The 21699-nt window shown below is 74.1% G+C and carries 12 protein-coding genes; 4 read left to right on the top strand and 8 right to left on the bottom strand.

What is annotated here, in order from left to right:
- Window positions 1–193: 193 nt before the first annotated feature.
- The 5 genes from WMF44_RS46815 to WMF44_RS46795 all read right to left on the bottom strand — a co-directional run bounded on the left by WMF44_RS46815 (window position 194) and on the right by WMF44_RS46795 (window position 7551).
- Window positions 194–1618 carry an SIR2 family protein gene (locus tag WMF44_RS46815; protein WP_437296530.1) on the bottom strand — a complete coding sequence of 475 codons (1425 nt, stop codon included), beginning with the start codon at window positions 1616–1618 and terminating at the stop codon, window positions 194–196.
- A gap of 196 nt (window positions 1619–1814) precedes the next feature.
- A complete protein-coding gene (locus tag WMF44_RS46810) occupies window positions 1815–2954 on the bottom strand; it encodes a hypothetical protein (RefSeq protein ID WP_437296529.1) in 1140 nt (379 codons plus the stop codon).
- 191 nt (window positions 2955–3145) lie between these two features.
- On the bottom strand, window positions 3146–5374 hold the full coding sequence (locus WMF44_RS46805; RefSeq protein WP_437296528.1) for a biotin carboxylase N-terminal domain-containing protein: 2229 nt from the start codon (window positions 5372–5374) through the stop codon (window positions 3146–3148).
- Between the two features lie 111 nt (window positions 5375–5485).
- Window positions 5486–6802 (bottom strand): FecR domain-containing protein, encoded by a 1317-nt coding sequence (locus tag WMF44_RS46800; protein WP_437296527.1) that lies wholly within the window; start codon window positions 6800–6802, stop codon window positions 5486–5488.
- Window positions 6799–7551, bottom strand: a complete 753-nt coding sequence (locus WMF44_RS46795) for an RNA polymerase sigma factor (RefSeq protein ID WP_437296526.1) — start codon at window positions 7549–7551, stop codon at window positions 6799–6801. The genes WMF44_RS46800 and WMF44_RS46795 overlap by 4 nt, the downstream gene beginning before the upstream one ends.
- Window positions 7552–7884: 333 nt before the next feature.
- Between WMF44_RS46795 and WMF44_RS46790 the strand changes: the two genes are divergently transcribed.
- Together WMF44_RS46790 and WMF44_RS46785 are read left to right on the top strand one after the other, a co-directional pair.
- The gene (locus WMF44_RS46790) at window positions 7885–8106 is read left to right on the top strand and encodes a hypothetical protein (protein WP_437296525.1); all 222 of its coding nucleotides are present in this window, start codon (window positions 7885–7887) and stop codon (window positions 8104–8106) included.
- Window positions 8107–8389: 283 nt separating this feature from the next.
- The gene (locus tag WMF44_RS46785; RefSeq protein WP_437296524.1) at window positions 8390–9475 is read left to right on the top strand and encodes a hypothetical protein; all 1086 of its coding nucleotides are present in this window, start codon (window positions 8390–8392) and stop codon (window positions 9473–9475) included.
- Between the two features lie 56 nt (window positions 9476–9531).
- Here WMF44_RS46785 and WMF44_RS46780 read toward each other — a convergent pair whose 3' ends face one another.
- Window positions 9532–10467, bottom strand: coding sequence for a ferritin-like domain-containing protein (locus WMF44_RS46780; RefSeq protein WP_437296523.1), 936 nt, complete (start codon window positions 10465–10467; stop codon window positions 9532–9534).
- A gap of 457 nt (window positions 10468–10924) precedes the next feature.
- Window positions 10925–12409: a serine/threonine protein kinase gene (locus WMF44_RS46775; RefSeq protein ID WP_437296522.1), complete on the bottom strand. Its 1485-nt coding sequence runs from the start codon at window positions 12407–12409 to the stop codon at window positions 10925–10927.
- A 293-nt stretch (window positions 12410–12702) separates the two neighbouring features.
- Here WMF44_RS46775 and WMF44_RS46770 point away from each other — a divergent pair, with 293 nt between their 5' ends.
- Together WMF44_RS46770 and WMF44_RS46765 are read left to right on the top strand one after the other, a co-directional pair.
- Window positions 12703–13431, top strand: coding sequence for a hypothetical protein (locus WMF44_RS46770; RefSeq protein ID WP_437296521.1), 729 nt, complete (start codon window positions 12703–12705; stop codon window positions 13429–13431).
- A gap of 7 nt (window positions 13432–13438) precedes the next feature.
- Entirely contained in the window at window positions 13439–17713 is a 4275-nt protein-coding gene (locus WMF44_RS46765; protein WP_437296520.1) for a serine/threonine-protein kinase, read from the top strand.
- Window positions 17714–17741: 28 nt separating this feature from the next.
- Here WMF44_RS46765 and WMF44_RS46760 read toward each other — a convergent pair whose 3' ends face one another.
- Complete coding sequence (locus WMF44_RS46760; RefSeq protein WP_437296519.1) at window positions 17742–21689, bottom strand: serine/threonine-protein kinase; 3948 nt, start codon at window positions 21687–21689, stop codon at window positions 17742–17744.
- Window positions 21690–21699: the final 10 nt, after the last annotated feature.

Raw genomic sequence — 21699 nt, 5'->3', positions numbered from 1 at the left:
CTCCGGGCACGCCGGGCTGCCCGGCGCCGATCACGCGGAGCGGCGATCCTTCACGAGTCGATGAGGCGGAAGAGTACGGAATACGCCCGGCGCCGGCCAGGCCGCCGCTCGCGCATGCTCGCGCATGCTCGCGCATCACGGAGCCGCCGCCCGAGCGCGGCAGGGCCGCCGCTCGGGCGAGCGGCGCGCAGATTCACCTCAGCGACGGGCGCAGCTTCGTCACGACCGCGCGGATCTCCCGCACCACCTGGAGGAGCGCCTCGTCTTCGTCGGGCCACTTGCTCACGGGCTTCTTGTCCCGCGGCACCGCCTGGAGCTCGGCGAAGCGCGTCGTCTCCCAGTCGCAGGGGCGGAGCAGGATCGGCACGACCACGGCCTGCCCCGCGGCGCGCCGCTCCATCGCGCGCGCCACCTGCGCGTCGCCCTGCTCGGACGCGAGGTAGCTCGCGCTCACCAGGAGGAGGACGAGGTCGGCCGCCTCGAGCTGCTCGCCGATCGCGCGCTCGGTGTCCTCGCCGGCGCCGATCTTCCCGCTGTGCCACGGCGCGATCAGCCCCTCCCGCCGGAGCGGGGTCATGTGCGCCTCGAGGCGCGCGAGGAGCTCCTCGTCGCGCGAGGCGTAGGAGAAGAAGACGCGCACCGGCCGCGGCGCCGCCGTCGCGCCCGCGCCCGGCGCGCGTGCCGCCACGGGCGAGGACGGCAACGTGGGCGACGACGGCTGCGCGGCCCGCGGCGCGGCGTGCGGCGGCGCAGCGGCATGCGGCGACGCAGCGGCGTGCGGCGGCGCAGCGGCATGCGGCGGCGCCGCCGCGCCAGGCTCCAGGCCGAGGAGGACCTGGACGACCTCCGCGTGATCGCCCGCCTGGTTCTCGTAGACGATGAGCCGGACGCCCGACTCCTCGAGCAGCCGGCGGCGGAACGGCGGCACCCCCTTCGGGAGCAGCGCGAAGTGCATCGGCGGCTGCCCGCCGGAGAGCGCGCGCACGCGGGCGAGCGTCTGGTCGATGTTGTCGTCGGCGAGGCCGAAGCCCACGAACAGGATGGAGTGCGTGCGGTAGAGGGCCCCGAACGCGTCCTGCAGCAGGGGCGAGCCGAAGATCGCCCGGTCGTACTGGTCGCGCGAGAACACCCAGGTGTCCCACGCCCGCAGCGTGCCGTGCAGCTTCAGGATGAAGCCCCTGTCCATGGCGACGTCGCCCGCCGGCCGATCGACCATGCGCCACTCGCCCTGGAACGCGCGCTCCAGGAAGCGATCGATGTTCGTTGTGAGCACGGCCTTGAGCTTCGGCTTGAGCGCGGCGATCGCCCGCGCCAGCGCCGGCACGTCGCGGCCGGTGTCGTCGAGCTCCTTGTCGACGGTCCAGTTGAAGTCCTGCGGCCCGAGCGCGAGCCTCGCGGCGGAGAGCGCGTTGATGAGCTGGTTCGAGGAGATGTACTGCTGGATCTCGTCGATGACCGCCTGGTCCGCGCTCCGCCGCCGCGCGCGGTCGCGCAGCTTCTCGGCGAGCTGCTTCCAGGTGGGCATGCCCGCGGCCGCCGAGACGCCGGCGCCCGCGAAGACGATCAGGTTCCCTGACGTGTAGCGCTCACGCAGCTGCTCGAGGATCTCTTCATCCATCAGCGATCAAGATACCGCGGATCTGCGCCAGCGGGCGGCGCCGCCCCCTCACCGCGCCGCACCCTCACCGCACCACAGCCTCATCGCGGCGGCGCGGAGCGCCGCACCCTCACCGCGGCGGCGCGGAGCGCCGCACCCTCACCGCGGCGGCGCGGAGCGCCGCACCCTCACCGCGGCGGCGCGGAGCGCCGCACCCTCACCGCGGCGGCGCGGAGCGCCGCTCGGTGGAGAGCGAGAGGCCGACCCCCAGCCAGGCCCCCTCGACGGCGCCCGCCTCCCCGCGGGCGCCCTCGTAGGGCGCAGGCCGGAGCACGATCCCCGGGTCCAGCGTGAGCCCGAGCCACACCGGGCCGCCCAGCCGGGTCTCCACGCCGAGCCCGAGGCCGGCGCGCGCGGACCACGTGTCGCGCTCGCCCGCGATGCCATCGACGGAGACGGCGGCGGGCAGCCTGAGCGACGCGACGGAGGCGGTGGCGCCGATCGAGAGGCGCCACGAGGCGGCCAGCCAGAAGCGGTAGTCGCCCGAGAAGCCCGCCTCGATCCAGCGCAGCGGCTCGCCGCCGGACGGCGCGGCCAGCAGGCGGGCGAACAGCGACTCCGTGAGCCGCAGGCGCCGCAGGCCGAGCGCGAGGCCGGCCCCGCCGAGCACCCGCGGCCCGCCCGAGACGATCGCCCCGTAGGGCCCGGCCGAGACGGACAGGGTGTCGAGATCGCGCGAGGCGAGCTCGACCTCGTCTTGCGTTGGGCGCCGCGGCGACGGCGGCCGCCGCGGGGCGCGCGCGCGGCGCATCTCGGCGAGGATCATCTCGGAGGCGGCGATCGCGACGAGCCGCGCGGCCACGTCCGAGGTGAGGCCGGAGACGGCGATCTGCCGCCGCACGACGGCGCGGCCGTCGAGGCGCACCTGGATCTCGAGGCGCGCCGCGGTGGGCCGGTCGACCCACACGCTCGCGACGCGGTCGCCGAGCGGGCCGACCGGCTCGGCGGCCAGCGCCGCGCCGTCCGGGAGCTCGATCTCGAGCAGGCGCCGCACGCGGACGCTCGAGACCTCCTCCGCCGCACCGCGCGACAGGGCGACGCGCACCTCGATGGGCGCCGCCCCCTCGGGGAGCCGCGGCGCGACGGGCGCGGCGGCGCGGCCGGTGATCGCCACGACGGCGCGCGGCTCGGCGGCCGCGGCCGGGAGGGCGAAGCTCAGCTGGACGACGACCGCGGAGGCGGCGAGCGCGGGAAGATCCCGGCGCGGGGGGCGCGCCGGGGGCAGGCGGCCAAAGCCCGTCCTCTGCGGCGCCGTCCGCGCCGGAGATGAGCCGCTGGGCATCCTCGCACGGGCCATCGGGGTACTTGGCCACATACCCTGTTGCGATCTGAATTGCCTCTTTCTTGTCGTCCGAGACCACCTCACCGAGGCTGCTCTGGCCGGACGAATCCCCCGCGACGCGCCCTCGATCGAGAACGGCCGCGCGTTCGCGGATTATTTCGCTGCCAGCGCTCACCCCACAGGGGAGCGCGGCTGCCTACCCCGGCTCACGCCTCCTGGCGGAACGCGGCCACGAGCCAGTTGACGTGACGTCCGGTGTCGTCGCCGCTCGAATGGCGCTTGAACAGCGGCATCCTCAGGATGCGCACGTGATCCTGGAGGTTCGTCTTGAAGGGCGAGCCCTGGATGGGCGTCCCGTCGGGCCGCACCTGCCGCCCCTCGATCTTCATCTTCTTCAGCACCTCGAGGGACGCGAGCCGCAGGAGCTCATAGGCCCTGTCCGGGTCCTTGCAGCTCACGGAGACGATGAGCTTGCCGAACGTGGGGTCCTTGTTCACGAGGACGTCCCCCGCCTCGAAGCCGCAGTCGAAGCGGACCTTCAGGTCGGTGAGGCCCTTCTCCTCGAGCGCCTCGCGGATCGGGTCGGTGTCGGGGAGCGCGATGCGATCGAAGATACCCGCGTTGGGCAAGAACAGCCCTTTGCCACCGTCCCGCGAGTCCCTGAGATCGGGATTCCAGCTCTCCGCGTTGATGCGGAACTCGCGGCTACAGTGGGTCTGCACCACGTGGTCCTGCTCGAAATCGATGGGTTGCCCGTCCGCGATGCGCATCTGCCACGCGACGAGGTTCACGGGGACGCGGCTGCGCTTCCGCTTGATGGCGTAGCTCTCCTCGCTGACGGGGTGCTCCACCTGGATGCGCGTGTTCATCTCCAGGAAGTAGAACTTCCCTTCCTTGAACATCAGCTCGACGGTGCCCGCGCCCACGTAGCCCACGCGGTCCGCGATCCGCACCGCGAGCCCGCAGATGCGCTCTTCCAGGCCCGGGTACCGCCGGAGCAGGGCCGGCGGCGCCTCCTCCTGGATCTTCTGGCTCGCGCGCTGCTCGCTGCAGTCGCGCATGCCGAAGTGCCGCGCGTTGCCGTAGCGATCCCGCAGCACCTGCACCTCCAGGTGGATCGTCTCCGGGATGTTCTGCTCGAACATCACGCCCGGCTGCCAGTTGTACGCCTTGATCTCGCCGAGGACCTTCTGGATGGCCTGAGGCACCTGCTCCACCGTCGGGATGACGGCCTGCCCGCGGCCGCCGCCGCCGTTGGCGGCCTTCAGCCGCCCCGGGAACGTGAAGCGCCCAGCCGCGTGGGCCTCCAGGACGATCCGCTGGATCTCGCCCGGATCGTCGCTGTCGATGACGATGCCCGGCGTCACCGCGGTCGGGTCGAAATCCTGGGCCATCAGGCGGAATTTGCGCTTGTCGCCGGCGCTCTCGACCACGTCCTGCATCGGGCCGACGAAGACGATGTTCTTCTGGCGGAAGTGCCGGATGGCCGCGGCGTTCTCCGCCAGCGGGCCGTACCCGGGGTAGAGCCCCGCGCGCGACAGCTCCTCCTGCCAGCCGTCGCCGAAGCGCCGCTCGAACTCGGCCCTCACCTTGTCCGCGATCTGGGTGAAGTTCGCGTAGCTCTCGCGGAAGCTCCCCTCGAGCCCCACGCCGAACCCGCCGCCCTCCCGCGCGATCCGCAGCTGCAGCGCGTTCGCGTCGTCCTGCAGGCTGTAGAGGACCACCGGGATCTTGCCGAGCGCGATCGCCTCCCGCGTCGCCCGCACGCCCATCTCGCCCTTGTCCGCGACGAGGACGTACTTGAGCTGGCCCGCGCTCACCGTCGTGGCGGGGTAGCTGTCCAGGCGATGCACGGCGGCGTACAGGAGATCCAGCGCCTGCGCGTCCTCCCGCAGGAGGTCGCCGGCCCGGGAGCGCAGGAGCTCCGCCGCCTTGTCGCGGAGCGAGGGCTCGTCCTGCTCCAGGATCAGGAATTTGAGGAGCCGCTCGTCGTCGAACTCACGGCGCTTCAGCGCCTGGAGCAGCCCGCCCTCCAGGTAGCGCGCGAACCCGTCGCGGTCCGCGGCCGTGATCGCCGCGCGCGTGTCCCGGATCCGCGCGAGCAGGCCCTCCGCCGCCGCGAGGTGCTCCTGCACCCGCTCCTCGTTGAGGAGCGCCCTGCGCAGCGCCGCTTCCAGGGGGCGCTGCCAGCCGAAGTGCGTCCTCCACACCTCGCCGTTCGCGATGAGGTACCGCAGCCCGAGGAGGCGGTGCGCGTCCTTGCCGCCGGCCAGCGTGCCCAGATCGAGCAGCACGAAGCCAGGGACGCCCATCGCCGTGGTGAACGCCTCCATCGAGGACACATAGCCGCCTCGGGGCAACACCAGCTTCCACGACGGGAGCGATTGAACGTCGTTGCGAGCGGGTAGAGAGCTGGTGCGGACGGCGGTGGTCATCCTGAGCGGTTCTCCGGCGCGGCGAGCAAGCAAGCGCAGAACCGCTAGGGGATGTCAAGCGTGTCCGCCGCGCTCGGCGGAGCGCGATCGACGTGGACGGGCGCCCCCGCGCTACGGGGTCGGGCTCGCGTCCGGGGCCGGCGGAGGCTGGGGCGGCGGGGCCGCGTGCTCCTCTTGCTCGACCGCCTCTTCACCGGACTCGCCGGAGACGATCCGCTGGACGTCCTCGCACCGGCCGTCCGGGTACTTGGCCACGTACTCCTTGGCCATCTGAGAGGCCTCTTCCTTGTGGCCGGCGACCACCTCGGCGCGGATGCGCTTGCAGAACGAGTCCTCCGCGAGGTTGCCCTCGGGCGACAGCGAGCGCGCCTGCTCGTAGTACTTCGCCGCCAGCGCCTGCTCGCCCATGCTCGCGTGCATGTCGCCGAGCTTGTAGGCTGCGATCGGCGCGTTCGCGTCGCTCGGGAAGCCCTCGACCACGCGCGCGAACGCGCGCATCGCCGCGGCGCGATCGCCGCCCTTCCCGCGCAAGAGGTCGCTGAGGTCCATCAGCTCCCTCGCCGTCTTCGCGGAGGCGATGGCCCCGTCGATGCCGCCGCTCTGCTGCTGCAGGCTCTGCAGCGCCTCGGCGACGTCGCCCGCGTTGTACCGCGCGCGCCAGTCCGGCGCGGCGGCGGCGGAGGCGGCCGGCGCGGCGGCCGCCGGCGGCTCGATCGGCGCCACCTCCGCGCTCGAGCGCGGGAGCGACGGGGCGCGGGCGCGCCGCGGCTCCGGCGGCGCCACGACCGCGATCCGCTGCCGGATCGGCACGCCCTCCTCGGCGTCGCCGCGCCCGAGCTCCCGCGAGCCGGCCGGCGACGTGAGCTTGACCGAGCCATCCGCGACGTTGACGTCGATCGCGTCGACGTTGTGCTTCACGCGCAGCACGCTGCCCGCCGCCGCCGCGAGGCGGGCCTCGCCGGCGACGAGCGCGAGCGCCGCCGTGCGCGTCCCGCTCACGGTGTCGAGCCACGCCTCGCCCTGCACGAGCCGCAGCGTCAGCGCGCCGCCGTCCGCCTGCTCGACCTCGACGGTCGTGCCCGCCGTCAGCGAGATCCTCCCGCCGCCCGGCAGCTGGAAGGTGCGCCCCTGCGAGCCCGCGGCGAACACGTCGACGAGCGACGGCGCGTCGTCGGCCGGCGCCACGGCGGTGGGCGCGGGCGCCGCGCGCTCGTCGCTCCAGATCGCCTTGCCGAGCCACAGGCCGCCGCCGAACGCCGCGAACGTCGCCGCCGCGAGCATCGCGGCCATGCCCGCGCGCCGCGGCGACGAGCGCTCGCGCGCCCCGAGGTCGTGCTCGATGCGGTCCCAGACGCGCGCGATCCGCTCCTCGGTCGCGTGGTCGCGCAGATCTGCCGTGGCGATCCGGGGTAGCCCTCGCCGGCTCATGATGAGACCTCGCTGCTGGTTGAATCTACAAAATGACCGTCGAGGAACTGCTGCGCCCGCGAAATCCGCCGCTTGACGGTCGCGAGCGAGCAGCCCGTCATCTGCGCGACCGTCTCGAGATCGTGCCCCTCCACCGAGCGGAGGATCCACGCGATCCGGTCGTCCGCCGGCAACGTCTGGAGCAGGGCGTAGATCTGCGCGATCTGCGCGCGCGCGTGGGGCGACGCGGCCGGGCTCGCCAGCGCGTCGAGATCGACCGGCTCGCTCGACTTGCCCATCCCGAGCACGCCGAGCAGCCGCGCGCGCCGCATCCGCGAGCGGACCTTGTGGACGATGATCGACCCGAGCCAGGCGCGGAACGCGGCGGGATCCACGAGATCGTCGAGGCGCTCGTAGGCGCGGAGGAACGCGTCGTGGACGATGTCCTCCACGTCGCGCGCGGAGCCCTCGATGCGCGTCGCGAGGTGGATGGCGAAGGCGACGTGCCGCCGGTAGAGCTGCTCGAGCGCGCCCACGTCCCCGCGGGCGCCGAGCACCACGAGCTGCGCGTCCGGCAGCTCCGCGAGGCCCGTTCCGCGCTCGGCCGGCCCGGTCGCGGCGGAGGACCGCCGGTCCTGCGCGCCCGCCCCCCCGAACCGGCCATCGCCGCGGCCGCGCTCCTCCGGAGCGAACGCGGGCCCGGCGTCGCCCATGTCCTCCTGGGCCTCCGCGGCCGGGGCAGCCGGGGCGGCCGGTTCGACAAGGCGCAAGCGCCCTCGCTGAGGTCTCAGAGCCATGCGTTCGTACCAGGGGACATGACTGGAAATGTACAGCAGACGGTGATCGCGGTGCCCTCGCGGGAGGCGGGGCAGCGGCCCGGGCGGAGCGCCGAGCCCTGAGCTCCTGTCCAGAGCGGCATCAGGAGCGCCCCGAGGTTCCCACACTTTTCTAGACGCCTGGTCGGGCCCGGGCGGCTCATCGAAAAAACTGTGAGCCGTTCTGGCCCCCAGCGGCGTCTGGGTGGTGGCCGCCGGATTTGCGTGCGGTTCACACGCCTGTTGGTTGTGAGGGTGGCCTGACCGCCCTCTTTTTCGGAGGATTCCATGAAGAAGCTCGTTCTTGCGCTCGTCGCCGTGTCGTCCCTCGTCGTCGCCTGCGGCGGCAGCGCCCCGGCCCCGACCGACCCGGGCGCGGCTCCGGCGGCTGACCCGGCGGCTGACCCGGCGGCGGCTCCGGCGGCTGACCCGGCGGCGGCTCCGGCGGCCGACCCGGCGGCGGCTCCGGCGGCCGACCCGGCGGCGGCCCCCGCCGACGCCCCCAAGTGAGCTCTCTGCGCGGCACGTCGCTTCCTGGTTGAAGCGCGCACCGCGGAGCGCTTTGGGCGACGCCTCTCCGGAGGCGCCGCCCTCTTTTATTTTGTGCCCCGCGTCGCGCATGCGGCCCCGGCCCGCGGCGCGCCTGTGCTTTGGCGCCATCCGTGGGCCGTCTCCATGTATGTTCCGTCCGCGCGCGTTCCCGTGGACGGCTCATCGCGGCGCCGCTGCAGCCCGCGAGCCGGTCCCGCTCCTTCTGACAACCCGACCTCTCGTGATCCCCGGGGCTGATCGTATGGGTACCACAAGCCGGCTGAGCTTCCTGCTGCGGCCCGGGCGGCGTCGCCCTGGCTTCCTCTCCTCGCGCGCCTTCGCCTGGTCTGCGCTCGTCGCCCTCGCGGGGGCCTCGCTCGGGGCGGGCTGCGGCCGCACCGAGACGTGGGAGTACGACAGCTCGTCCGGCGCCGAGCCCCCGGCGTGCGGCGACGGCGCCTGCAACGGCGCCGAGGACTGCCGCTCCTGCGCCCCCGACTGCGGCCCGTGCCAGGGCCAGGGGTGCGGCGACGGCGCCTGCTCGGGGACAGAGACGTGCTCGAGCTGCGCGATCGACTGCGGCCCGTGCGGGGGGTGCGGCGACGGCGCCTGCAACGGCGCCGAGGACTGCGGCAGCTGCGCCGAGGACTGCGGCATCTGTCCGCGCTGCGGCGACGCCGCCTGCGATCCGGCGAGCGAGTCGTGCTCGACGTGCCCGGGCGACTGCGGGGTGTGTCCGAACTGCGGCGACGGCGTGTGCAGCGGCGCCGAGACGTGCGCGACGTGCGCGGGCGACTGCGGCGTCTGCCAGGGCTGCGGCGACGGCGTCTGCTCGCCGCGGGAGGACTGCCGCTCGTGCGCCCCCGACTGCGGCGTCTGCGAGGCCTGCGGCAACGGCGTGTGCAACGGCGGGATCGAGAGCTGCTTCTCTTGCCCGGACGACTGCGGCGCCTGCGCCACGTGCGGCGACGGCGTCTGCTCGGGGACGGAGACGTGCGCGTCCTGCCGGCGCGACTGCGGCGTCTGCTCGGTGTGCTCGAACGGCGTCTGCGAGAGCTTCGAGACCTGCGGCATCTGCCCCCAGGACTGCGGCGCGTGCGAGCCCGTGGACTGCCAGGAGGTGGTCACCTGCGCCGCCCGGTGCATCGACAGGGAGCGGATGCCGCCGGAGTTCAGCGTCGCGTGCGTCTCCAGCTGCGTCTCGCGGGGCTGCCCCAACGCTCAGTTCTTCGCCGATCAGGCCCTCTCGTGCGCCTTCAGGTCGCTCGCCGCCTGCAACGGCGACTTCGCCTGCATCCAGAGGCGGTGCGGCGTCGAGCTCTCGGCCTGCGCCCGGTCCACCTGCTGATCTCTCCCCGGGGCCGGCGCGGGCGTCCGCGTCTTTCGCCCTCGGCCGCCCTCGCCTCACGCGTCGTCGAGCAGCTCCTTGGCCGTCAGCTCGCTGGCCGCCCGCCCGTGCTCGTACTCGAGCAGGCCGAGCGAGGCGTAGCGCGGCCGCATCCGCGCGGACAAAAGGCCGATCCGCTTCAGGTTCGGCACGATCCGCCTGAACATCGTCCGGCGGAAGAACCCCATCAGGTCGCTCTGGAGCATGAGCTCGTCCCACGCGCAGCGCGTCATGCGGTGAGCGTAGAACTCGTCATAGAACTCGTGCGCCAGGAAGCGGTTGCGCAGGAGCACCGACAGGTCGAACGCCCAGTCCTCACGCTCCCTCCGCGCCCGCTCGTCGATGCCCTCGCGGTAGAACCTGCTCAGCGCGAGCACCCCGTAGTGGACGTGGCGCGCCTCGTCGGTGATCACCGACCGGAGGACGTCCTTGAGGAGCGGCTCGCTCGTCATCTGTCGAATCGAGCCGAACGCGCCGAGCGCCAGGCCCTCGATCATGATCTGCATGCCGAGGAACTTCATGTCCCACCGGCCGTCGCTCATGATCGCGTCGATGACGACATAGAGGTTGTCGTTGATCTCGTAGAGCTTCTCCAGCTTCTGCGTCAGGTAGGCGTGGAACACCTCGACGTGGCGCCCCTCGTCGGCGACCTGCGTGCTCCCGTAGAGCTTCGCGTCGAGCGACGGCACGCACTCCGTGATCTGCGACGCCGCGAACAAGGCGCCCTGCTCGCCGTGCAGGAACTGGCTCAGCATCCAGGAGAGCAGCCCGTGGCGCTGCGTCGCGCGCTCCCGCTCGGAGAGCCTGCCCCAGGCGGGCAGCTTGGACGGCGGCATCCAGCTGTCGGGCAAGAGCGGCATTGCCGGGTCGAGCCAGTCGACGCTCCGCGACCAGTCGAGGTCTGTCGCAGCGTCCCACTGGGACGTCTTGGCGAGGTGGTAGAGCCTCGCCATGTCGGGGTCGTCCCGCCCGTAACTCCAGTTAAAGCTGGCCTCGTATCCAACCGAGATATCGGTCGAGACCACGCCCTTGCCCCGCCGCTGGACGAAGCCGCGGAAGGCGGGCCCGAGGAGCGAGGCGAGCACACGGACGTTACCGCTGCTCGATGCGTCGCGAAGGAGAGGGGCGGAATCGAGGAGGGTCTGGAGTGCTTGCTGAAGGCGCATGGACATGAGAGCTTTCCGGAGCCGCGAGGCGCGGGCGCGAGGCCGAGCGACCCGCGGGCGGCCCTTATAATGGCACCTATCATCGAGCGGCAATCGCCCCTCGCTCGTTTTTGCGTCGTCATATCGACTCCGGGAGCTCCCGAGTCGGCCAGGGGGTCCACGCCGAGCGCGCGCCCGTCGCCGACCTGACATCGCGCGTCGCGGGGGCGCGGCGCGCGTCGCTGAAGGGCCGACGCCGGCCGCGTCAGAGCGCGCGGCACCGCAGCGTCGGCGCCGGCGAGGAGCAGTGCCCGGAGAGCTCGCCGATCAGCAGGAGCCCGGGCGGCCCCGCGGAGAGCTCGAGTCCGCCGATCCCGCGGACCGCCGCCTCCGTCGCGCAGAGCGCGTGCACCGCGTCGACGGGCGCCCACGCCCCGACCCGGGCCAGGTCGCCGCCGATGATCTCCGGGTGGTTCGCCGAGCGCACCACGACCTGCCCGGCGTGCAGGCACAGGTTCGTGTGCACGCGCGTGTCCGGGCCGCTCCTCAGCGCGATCTCCTCGTGGAGCGAGGCGGCGATCTCGATCACCGCCGCGCGCTCCAGCAGCGACTCCCGCAGCTCGCTGGAGAGGAGGCGCACGGCGAGGATCTCGCTGCCGGTCACGGAGACCAGCGTGAGCCCGGCGTCCCGGAGGCGCTCCTCCGCGAGGTCGAGCACGAGGCCGAGCTCCTCGGCGAGCGCGTCGTCGAGATCGTCGGCGTCGGTGCGCACCCGGAGATCGAGGTAGATCGCGATCGCGTCGGTCTGGAGCTCCGGCATGCTGCTCCGCCCCGACGTCGGCTCGCCGACCGCCTCGCGCAGCGTGTAAAGGAAGCTCTTCACCGAAGGATAGCGGTGCTCCGGCTGCTTCTCCATGCAGCGCAGCACCACCGCGTCGAGCGCGGGCGGCAGCGGGGTCCGCCGGCTCGGGCGCGGCGCGGGCTCCTCCAGGTGCTGCCGGAGCAGCTCGGTCGCGTCCGGCGAGTAGAACGGGAGCTTGCCCGTGAGGAGCCTGTGCAGGAGGACGCCGAGCGCATACACGTCCACGCGCGCGTCGAGGACGCCGCCGAGGATCTGCTCGGGCGCCATGATCGTGAGGGTGCCAGGCGCCCTCCCCGCCGTGGTGAAGCCGCTCGCCCCCTCGTCCGGCTCCATCAGCTTGGCGATCCCGAAATCGAGGAGCTTGACCGCCCGCGGGGCGCCCCGCGAGACGAAGATGTTGCTGCCCTTCACGTCGCGATGGATGATCCCGGCCGCGTGCGCCGCGTCGAGCGCCGAGCAGACCGGCTCGAGCAGCTCGAGCGCCTGCTCCGGCGAGAGCCGCCCCTCCTGCCGGAGGAGCACGTCGAGCGTCACCCCGTCGAGGTGCTCCATCATATAAAATGGCCGGCCGTCCGCGAGCTCGCCGGCGTCATGAATCTCGACGATCCCGGGGTGGTTGAGCAGCCGCACCACCTCGATCTCGCGCAGGAAGCGCTTCACCATCTTCGGCGACGCGGCGAGCGTGCCGTGGAGCACCTTCATCGCCACGCGCTCGCCGGTCCGGAGGTGAATGGCCTCGTACACGGCCCCACATCCGCCCCGGGCGATGGGCGACACAACGGTGTACTCACCCGCCCGCGTGCCGCACGGCAGCTCGCCTCGGGAAAAGGACCTCTCCTCCAGTGAAAATGCCCGCGTCTCGTTATCTCGTGTCGCCAAAGCATCCATCGTCATAACCCCCCCGATGCGACTAAGGACTCACCCGAGCGAGGAGTTTCTCCGCGCCAGACGGCCGGGTTGGCGCTACACGCCGCTTCGCCAAGTGGTACAGTAAATCCATCGTTATCCTTACGGTAGCCTATTCCATCTGCTAGCAGAACGGGCGCGGAGGGGGACAGATGAAGAGGCGAATCCGAGCTCTGTGCGCGCACACATTTCTGTTGGCTTCAGTGCCGTGCTGCGGTGGCAGCGACGGATTTCCCGCGGAGTGGGGGTCGGTCGACGAGGTCTCAAGTGCGCTCGTGAATCACAACGCGCTGAACCCGAACGCCCTCAACCCGAACGCCCTCAACCCGAACGCCCTCGACCCGATTGCGCTCGCCCCGAACAGACTCGCCTCGAACGCCCTCTCGGCGGCGGTCCGCGCCGCCATCACCCGCCCAGGGGAGCTCGGCGCGATGTCCAGGCAGCTCCTTCAATACATCGTCGGCTGCGCGCTGACCCCGTCGCAGTCGTTCAGGTTCTCGTGGCGCGACGAGCGCGGCGAGCTGCGCGAGGAGGTCTACCAGGGTTACCTCGGGCTCGCGGCGAGCTGGGCCATCGCGCCGCTGAGCGAGTCCCGGGAGCAGTGGGTCTCGGCCTGCGTGGCGTCGCGCGCCAACCGGGCCGGCGTCTCCGTGATGATCTCGTCGCGCGCGGCGCACCTCGCCCTCAGGCACCCGGACGCGAGCGAGATCGAGTCGTATCCGATCGAGGAAGGCGCGTTCTGGGGCGATCTGTTCGCGACCCCGCCCCGCCTCTATGCCTGCTACAACAAATCCAACGTGGAGAGCTCTCGGGCCCTCAGCAGGGACTGCGCCGCGGGGCTCCCCGAGCCCGGCGGGGGCGTCCGAGAGTGCCCGAACATTCACATCGTGGGCTCATGCGATCTCGCGTGTGACGCGCCCGGCGCGGCCGACGGCTATCGCCCGAGCTGCACCGACGATCGAGGCGAGTCGTGGCCCGCGGTGATTACGACGTTCCTGCCATGAGGCCCCCATGTTGCCCGATGCTCGTCGAGGCGGAAGCGCGGCCCGCTCCGGGGCGCCCACCGCGCGGTGCAGGGAGTGCGGCAGGCGCGTCGCGCACGCGGATCCGGGGTGTCCGGAGCACGGCCCCGTGGTGCGGCAGGCGAGCCCCGAGCCCGGCGCGCCCGGCGGCGCGGACGAGTCCAGCGGCAGCTGGCTCGGCGCGAGCGCTCCGCCCAGCATCGAAGGTTACCGGGGCGTCCGGCTCGCCGGCGCAGGCGGGTTCGGGGCCGTGTTCGCGGCCGAGCCCGAGGAGGGCGGCCCGACCGTGGCGATCAAGGTCGCGCGCGTCGACCAGCCGGACGCGAGCGCGCGCCTCGTCAAGGAGATGCGAGCCCTCTACGACGTCGGGCCGCCCCACGTGCCCGCCGTCTACGGGTGCGGCCAGCTCGCCTCGGGCGCGCCGTACTTCGTCATGGAGTACCTCGACGGCCCCACGCTCGCCGACCGCCTCGTGGCGCGCGGGGTCGCCGGGCCGATGCCGGCGCGCGAGGCGTGCGCCCTCGCGCGCTCCGCGCTCCGGGCCCTCGAGGCGATCCACGCGCGCGGCTACGTGCACCGCGACGTCAAGCCGGAGAACATCTTCGTCTCCGGCGCGCCGCTCGCCGCGCGCGCCGGAGCTGGCGGGCACCGCGCCACCATCATCGATCTCGGCCTCGCCGCGGGGCACCGCGAGCCGTCGCCCCGCCTCACCGCCGAGAGCGACGCGCCCGGCACCGCCGAGTACATGGCCCCCGAGCAGTGCGACGGCCGCGGCGACGTCGACGCGCGCGCGGACGTGTACGCCCTCGGCGCCGTGCTGTTCGAGCTGCTCACCGGCAAGCCGCCCTTCTGGGGACCCCCCGCCCTGGTGCGGCAGGACCACCTCAGCCGCCGCCCCCCGCGGCCCTCCCTGATCGCGCCGATCTCGCGCTCGCTCGAGGAGATCGTGCTCCGGTGCCTCGCGAAGGACAGGGGCCAGCGCTTCGCGAGCGCCGCGGCGCTCGGCGCCGCCCTGGAGAGCTTCGAGCGCGGCCAGGAGCGCCGCCCCTCGCGCCTCCGGGGCCCCACCACCGAGCCGCCGCCGCCCAGCGGCCGCAGCGTCGAGCGGCGCGCCGTCGCGCTCCTCTTCTTCGAGGCCGAGCTCGACGTCGTGGCCCTCCAGCGGAGGCTCAGCGCGCTGGGCGGCGAGCTCGCCCACGCCGCGGGCGGCCGCTTCGTCGCCGTCTTCGATCACGCGGACGGCGCGAGCCCGCTGCGCCGCGCGGTGCACGCCGGCCGCGAGCTCGAGCAGCAGCGCGTCCTCTCCCGCGGGCTGCTCGACCTCGCGACCGTGTCCGTCCAGCCGCGGCCCGACGGCACGCGGCGGTTCCTGAGCCCGCTCTTCCACCGGGAGGATCGGCTCGCGGCGGGCGGCCCTCCGGGCCTCACCCTGTCGCCGGCGGCCGCGGCGGCGCTCGGCGACGACGCCTCCCAGGTCCCGGGCGACGGCGCCCCCTCGCCAGGACCGGCCTCCGCCGGGCCCGGGCTGGCCGCCGCCCTGCCCGACGCCGACACCGCGTTCGACTCGAGCTCCCAGCCGCTGTTCGGCCGGAGCGACGTGCTCGACGCGCTGGTCGCGGGCGCGCGCGACGCCGTGGCGACCGCGACGCCCACCATCGCCAGCGTCATCGGCGTGGCCGGCCACGGCAAGAGCCGCCTCGCCGGCGCGCTCGCGCAGCGGCTGCGCGCGATCGAGGGGCGCGCCGAGGTGATCGAGCTCCGGACCGGCGAGCCGGTCGCGGGCGGGGCCGATCGCGTCGTCCGGGAGATCCTGCAGCGGGCGCTCGCGCTGCCGTCGTCCCCTCCGGCGGACGGCGGCAGCGCGCTCCTCCGGCGCCGCCTCGCGGGCGCGCAGCAGGCGCGGCTCGGGGCCGCCGTGGCGCTCGCGCTCGGCTGGATCAGCGACGACCCGCTCGCCGAGGAGCGCTACCCCGAGCTCCGCGCGCTCTCCGCGGCGCCCGGCGCGCTCCGCGCCGCGCTCTCCGTGGCCGCCGGCGAGGCCCTCCGCCGGCGATCGCGCCGGACGCCGCTCTTCGTGGTGCTCGACGACGCGCACGTCGCCGACGACGCGGCGCTCGCCGCGCTCGAGTACGCGGCGCTCGCCGAGGCGCAGGCGCCGCTCTTCATCTGCGCGTTCGGGCGGCCGAGCTTCGAGAGCGCGCGCCCCTCCTTCGGCGAGCGCGCCGCGCGCCGCGAGACCTATCGGCTCGAGGCGCTCGATCGCGAGAGCGCGATCGCCCTGTGCCGGCGGCTGCTCCTGCCCGCGGAGGACGTGCCCGAGCCCGCGGTCGCGCACCTCGTCGAGCGCGCGCAGGGCGTCCCGCTCCTGCTCATCGAGCTCGTGCGCGGCCTCAAGCGGGGGGGCGTCGTGCGCCGGCACCCGCGGGGCGACGCGTGGTACCTCGCCACCGACGAGCTCGATCGGCTCCCCGACATGCCGCTCCTCGACTGGCTGGCCCTCGGCGAGATCGACGCGCTCCCGCCCGCGCTGCAGGCGCACGCGCGGCTCATCGCGCTGCTCGGCCCCGACGTCGCGGTCGCCGAGGTGGCCGGCGTGCTCCACCGGCTCGACGAGCACGGCGAGGCCGACGACCTGCCGCTCGACGCCGCGGTCGCCGTGAAGCGCCTGATCGCCGCGGGCCTCCTCGTCCAGGACCGGCGGGGGCGCATCGGCTTCCGCCACGCGCTGGTCCGCGAGGCGGTGGCCCGCGGCGCGCCCGAGCCGCTCCGCCGGCGCGTCCACCTCGCGGCCTTCAAGCTGCACCGCGACGCCGCGGGCGACGAGGCCGGCGAGCGCGACGCGCCGCACCTCAAGAACGAGCGCCTCATCCCGTTCGCGTACCACGCCGCCCAGGCGGGCCTCGGCGAGATCGCGGAGATCGCCTACCTCACCCTGGCGGAGCGCGCGCGCGCCCGGCACGCCTACCTCGACGCGGAGACGCTCTACAGCCGCGCCCTGGAGCAGCCGATCGAGCCGACGGCCCCGGGCGGAGGCCCGCCCAGCCGCCGCGCGCCGGGCGGGGCGCGCCCCGACCGCGCGGCCGCGCACCGGGGCCGCGGCCTCATGCGCTACCGCCTGGGCCGCTACCACGACGCGCTCGCCGATTTCGCCAGCGCGCGGGCCATCGCGCGGGCGCGCGGCGACGTCCGGGCGCAGATCGACATCCTGCTCGACGAGGCCACGGCGCTCGACTGGATGGACGAGTTCAAGAGCTCCGAGGAGCGCGTCGAGGAGGCGGGCGTGCTCGCCGAGGAGATCACGCTGTCGCCGGCGCTCACCGCGCGCCTCGCGCTCGGCGCCGGGCGCACGCTCCACCGCTTCAGCCGGGAGGAAGAGGCGGCCACCGCGCTCGAGCGCGCGGCGGCGTCGGCCGCCTCGCTCGGCGACGAAGGGTACGAGACGCTCGTCATCTCGCTGCTCATGCTCGGCTTCGTCCTCCAGGGGCTCGGCCGGCTCGACGACGCCGAGGACGCGCTCGGCCGGGCGATCGCGCTCTGCGAGGCGCACCACGACACGCTCCACCTCGGCTCCGTGACGAACAACCGCGCGCTCCTCTGGGCGTGCCGCGGCGACAAGGCCCGGATGATCGCCGACCTCGAGCGGGTGCTCGCGCTCGCGCGCGATCTCGGCCAGAGCGGGCTGGAGCGGGTCGGCGAGTACAACCTCGGCGAGTACCTCTACCTCATGGACGACCTCGCGGCGGCGGGGCCGCACATCGATCGCGCGCTCGAGATCGAGCGGCACCGGCTCTGCGGGGCGTGCCGGCCCGTCGCCTTGCTCCTCAAGGCCCGGTTCCTCTTCTTTTGCGGCGAGCATGCCGAGGCGCGCGCGCTGTTCGAGCAGATGCGCGAGATGCAGGAGCGCGCCCGCGACGAGGGCCAGGCCGACGCGCTGATGGTCCCCTCGGAGGAGGTGCTCTGCGCCATGATCGATCTGGCCACGCAGGACAGGGGCGCCGCGGACGACGCGGCGTGGGACGCGCTCGTGGACCGCTCGGCCCAGAGCTCCGTGGGCCAGGAGCACATCGAGGTCCTCGAGATCCGCGCGGTGACCGCGCTGCGCCGCGGCCGGCTCGCCGCCGCGCGCCGCGCGCTCTCGGCCGCGCTCGCGGCCTCAGCGCGCATCCCGAACGTGATGGGCGACCGGCTGCGCCGCCACGCCGCCGCCATCGCCGAGCGCGAGGCGGCGGAGGCCGCCCTGGATCAGCCGACGCAGCCGGCGTAGGCGAGCCGCGCCGCCGCCCCGTGAAATGTCACTCGGCGGCGGCGAGCGCGAGGGTCTTCGCGTTGTCGGGCACGCACGTCAAGAACCGCTCCCGGAAGGACGCGTCGCTGATCTTCGCCGCGCGGTCGAGCAGGTGCTGGCGCGCGACGGCGAGCGCCTCCGCCGCCTCGCGCGCGGCGCCCGCCGCCGCGAGCGCCTCGGCGTAGGCGAGCCGCACGAGCGACTCGCCCTCCTCGAGCGAGCCCGCCTCCTCGAGCTGCACGAACGCCTCGCGCGCGGCCGGCAGCGCCTCTTCCGGGCGGCCCTGCGCGAGCAGCGCGCGCGAGAGCACCGCCACGGCGGCGGCGCGGAGCGGAGGCGCCACCACCAGCGCCTCGACCGCGGCGCGCGCCTCGCGCTCGGCGGCCGCGGGATCGCCCGACAGGAGCATGATCTTCGCCATGTACGTCAGCGTCACGCCCTCCATGCGCCGGTCGCCCTGCTGCTGGAACGCCGCGGCGGCGCGCTGCTCGAGGAGCTTCGCCTCCTCGAGCTGCCCCAGGTGGGCGATGACGTAGCCGAGGTTCTGGAGCGCGGCCGTCTCCAGGTCGTCGAGGCCCATGCGCTGCGCCCCGGCCAGCGCCGTCCGGAGCTCGGACTCGGCCACCTCGAAGTCGCCGAGCTCGCCGTACAAAAAGCCCAGGTTCGAGCGCGCCGCGCAGGCGTTCCGGCGGTCGCCGGCCTGCTCGAACGCCGCGCTCGCCGCCGTGAACCCGCTCAGCGCGGCCCCGATGTCGCCCCTCGTGTGCGCCCGGATCGCGCGCGCTTGCTGGTATTGGCCCGCCGCCTGCGGCTCGAGCCCGGCGGGCTCGCTCGCGGCCGCCTCGAGCATCTGGATGAGCGCGTCGGCCGCCGTGTAGCGGCCGCCGAAGATCAGGTACATCGCGGCCTCGCACAGGCACATGATCCGCGCGCTGATCGCGCCCGCCGCCTCGGCCGCCCGCGTCGCCCACGCCTCGACGCGATCGAAGTGGCCGAGCTTCCCCTCCGCGATGATCACCTGCCCGATGGCGCGGAACCACGGCGAGCTCCCGGTCCGCACGAGGCTCGCCGCCTCGGTGCCGCGCTGCACGGCGAGCGCCGTCTCCTGTTGCCACAGGGCGATCTCGGCCTCCACGAGCCGCAGCCGCCCGAGCTCCTCGTCGGCCGCCCCGCACTGGACGCCCATCTCGGCGCGCGCGAGCGCGCTCGCCAGATCGTTCGCCTCGAGCGCCTGCTCCGCGGCCCTCCGGTACCACCGCACCGCGCGCGCCGGCTCGCCGCCGCGACGGAAGTGCTCCGCGAGCGCCATCGCGTCGGTGTGCCCGCTGCGCTCGAGCCACTCGCCGGCCAGCTTGTGGCCGAGGGCGCGGTCCGGCTCGGTGAGCATCGCGTACGCGGCCTCGCGCACGATCGCGTGGCGGAACACGTAGTCCGTCGGGATGAGCCACCCCGGCGTCGAGACCGGGGCGATGAGCTCCCGCGCCGCGAGCGCGTCGAGCCACGTCTCGGTCTCCTTCACGCGCGTCGCGCCGCCGAGCAGCGCCGCCACCGCGAGCTTCGAGAAGCGGTCGCCGAAGATGCTCGCGGCCCGCAGCACGCGCTTCGCCTCGTGCCCCTCGGCGTCGAGCCGCGCCTCGACCGTGCCCAGCACCGAGTCGGGCAGCACGTCCCCCTTGCCCGTCGCGACCGCGCGGATGAGCTCCTCCAGGTAGAACGGGTTGCCGTCGGCCCGCTCCACGACCCGGGCCACCGTCTCCGCGGGCGTGTCCTCGCCGAGCGCGCTCCGCACCATGCGCTCGCTCGCCTTGGCGGGCAGCGGCCCGAGCTTGATCGTCTGCACCTCCCGGTCGGTCCACAGCGCGGGGAACTGCTTGCTCACCTCGGGCCGGGCCAGCGCGAGCAGCATGAGCGGCAGGTCCCGGAGGTTCCGGAGCGTCTGATCGATGAGGCGCACGGTCGCCGGATCGCCGAAGTGCAGGTCCTCGAGCACGAGCAGCACCGGCTGCGCCGCGCACTCGGCGGCGAGCCAGTCCTCCCACGCCGCGCGCGTCGCGTCGGCCATGAGCATCGCGTTGTCGCGCGCCGCGCGCAGCCCGCTCGTCTCGCCGTCGGGGAACGGCGTCCGCGAGATCTCGCCCAGGAAGGCCGCGATCCGGCTCAGCGACTCGCCGCTCAGGTGGCGCCCTAGCCGGCGCGTCAGCTTGCGCCGCCGGGCCTCCACCGGCTCGCCCTCGCGCATCCCCGCCGCCTTGTGGATCGCGTCGGCGATGAGGCCGAACGGGGACCCCGCGGCCATCGACTCGGCCCGCCCGGAGAGGATCTCCACCGACCCGAACTGGCGCCGCACCCGGGTGAGGAACTCCAGGCGGAGCCTCGACTTCCCGGACCCCGCCGCGCCGATCACGAGCACCGCGCTCGCCAGCGACTCGCTCACGCACCCGGAGAACACGCCCTCCAGCATGGACAGCTCGCGGATGCGGCCGACCCAGACGCTCGGCTTGCCGAGGAGCACGGGGACGCTCTCGTCGGCCGCCGTCTCGGTCGCGAGGAACGGCCCGTTCTCGTCGGTCTCCACCTTGAGCCGGCCGCCGACCACGCTGGCCGTCACGTCGTCGAGCCGGACCGCCCCGGCGTGCGCGGCCCGCAGGGCGCGCACGCCCCGGTCGATGACGTCGCCCTCGATGAGCTTCGCCGACGACACCCCGCGCCCCGTGGCGACGGCGAGCGGGATGCCGGGGAACCGCGCGCGCAGCGCGAGCGCGCACCGCGCCGCCCGCTCGGCCCGGTCCACCGCGCTCCCGGCGCCGGCGAGGATCGCGATGAGCGAGCCTCGCGAGATCTCCGTGATGTGGGCGCCGTAGGGCTCCACCGCGGCCCGCACCTCCGAGCGCGGCACCGCGGAGCCCGGGCCCTCGCTCGAGAGCTCCTGCAGCACGCTCGAGACGTCCGAGGCGCTCGGCACGCCGCCGGCCGCCGCGACGCTCATCTGCACGTCGTCCGGCTCGCCGGCGAGCACGAGGGACACGAGCCGCTGCTCGCTGCGCGTGAGGAAGCCGTCGGGCCGCGCCGAGCGCATGGTCGCGTCGCGCGGGGAGGCCAGCGTGGCGGGCCGCGGCGTCGCCCAGGTGTCGAGCACCTCCGCGATCTGCGCGAGCTCGACCCCGACGTCGCCGCAGTCGCGCGGCCGGTCCTCGGGGTTCTTCGCCATCATCCGGTCCATGAGCTGCTCCAGCGGCTCCGGGACGTCCGCGCGGACCTCGCGCAGCCGGGGGGTCGTCTGGAACAGGAGCTTGGCGAGCGCCGCCATGACGTGCGCCCCCTCGAAGGCCGGGCGGCCCGCGACGCACTCGTAGAAGACGCACCCGAGCGAGAACACGTCCGCCCGCGCGTCGAGCGCGCCCCCGCCCTCGATCTGCTCGGGCGCGATGTACCCCGGGGTCCCGAGGATCCCGCCCGTGTAGGTGAGCCGCCGAGACTCCCCGTCCGGGCGCGCGATCCCGAAGTCGACGAGCCTGAGCTGGCCGACGTCGCCGGCGACGAGGAAGATGTTGCTCGGCTTGACGTCGCGGTGGATGATCCCGCGCGAGTGCGCGAAGGCGAGCGCGTCCGCGGTCCTGCGCAGCACCGAGAGGCTCTCGGCGAGCGCGAGCTGCCGGCGCGCGAGGCACGCCGCCAGGTCCTCGCCCTCCAGCCACTCCATGGCGAGGTAGTGGTCCCCGGCGCCGGTCCGCCCGTGCGCCACGTACCGCACGATCCCCGGGTGGCTCAGCTCGGCGAGGATCTGCGACTCGCGCTCGAACCGCTCGACGTCGAAGGCCTCGCGGCTGTGCAGGACCTTCAGGGCGACCGGGCGGTCGTCGAGGCGGTCGTGCGCGCGAAAGACCGTCCCCATCCCCCCGGCCGCAACCTTCTGCCCGACGACGAAGCGGTTCGCGAGGACGGCGCCGGAATCCACGCCGCCCGAT

The organism is Sorangium sp. So ce426 (genome assembly GCF_051475585.1).
Classification (GTDB): domain Bacteria; phylum Myxococcota_A; class Polyangia; order Polyangiales; family Polyangiaceae; genus Sorangium; species Sorangium cellulosum_B.
Note: the sequence above shows the minus strand (reverse complement) of the source record. Positions and strands in the feature narration are given on the sequence as shown.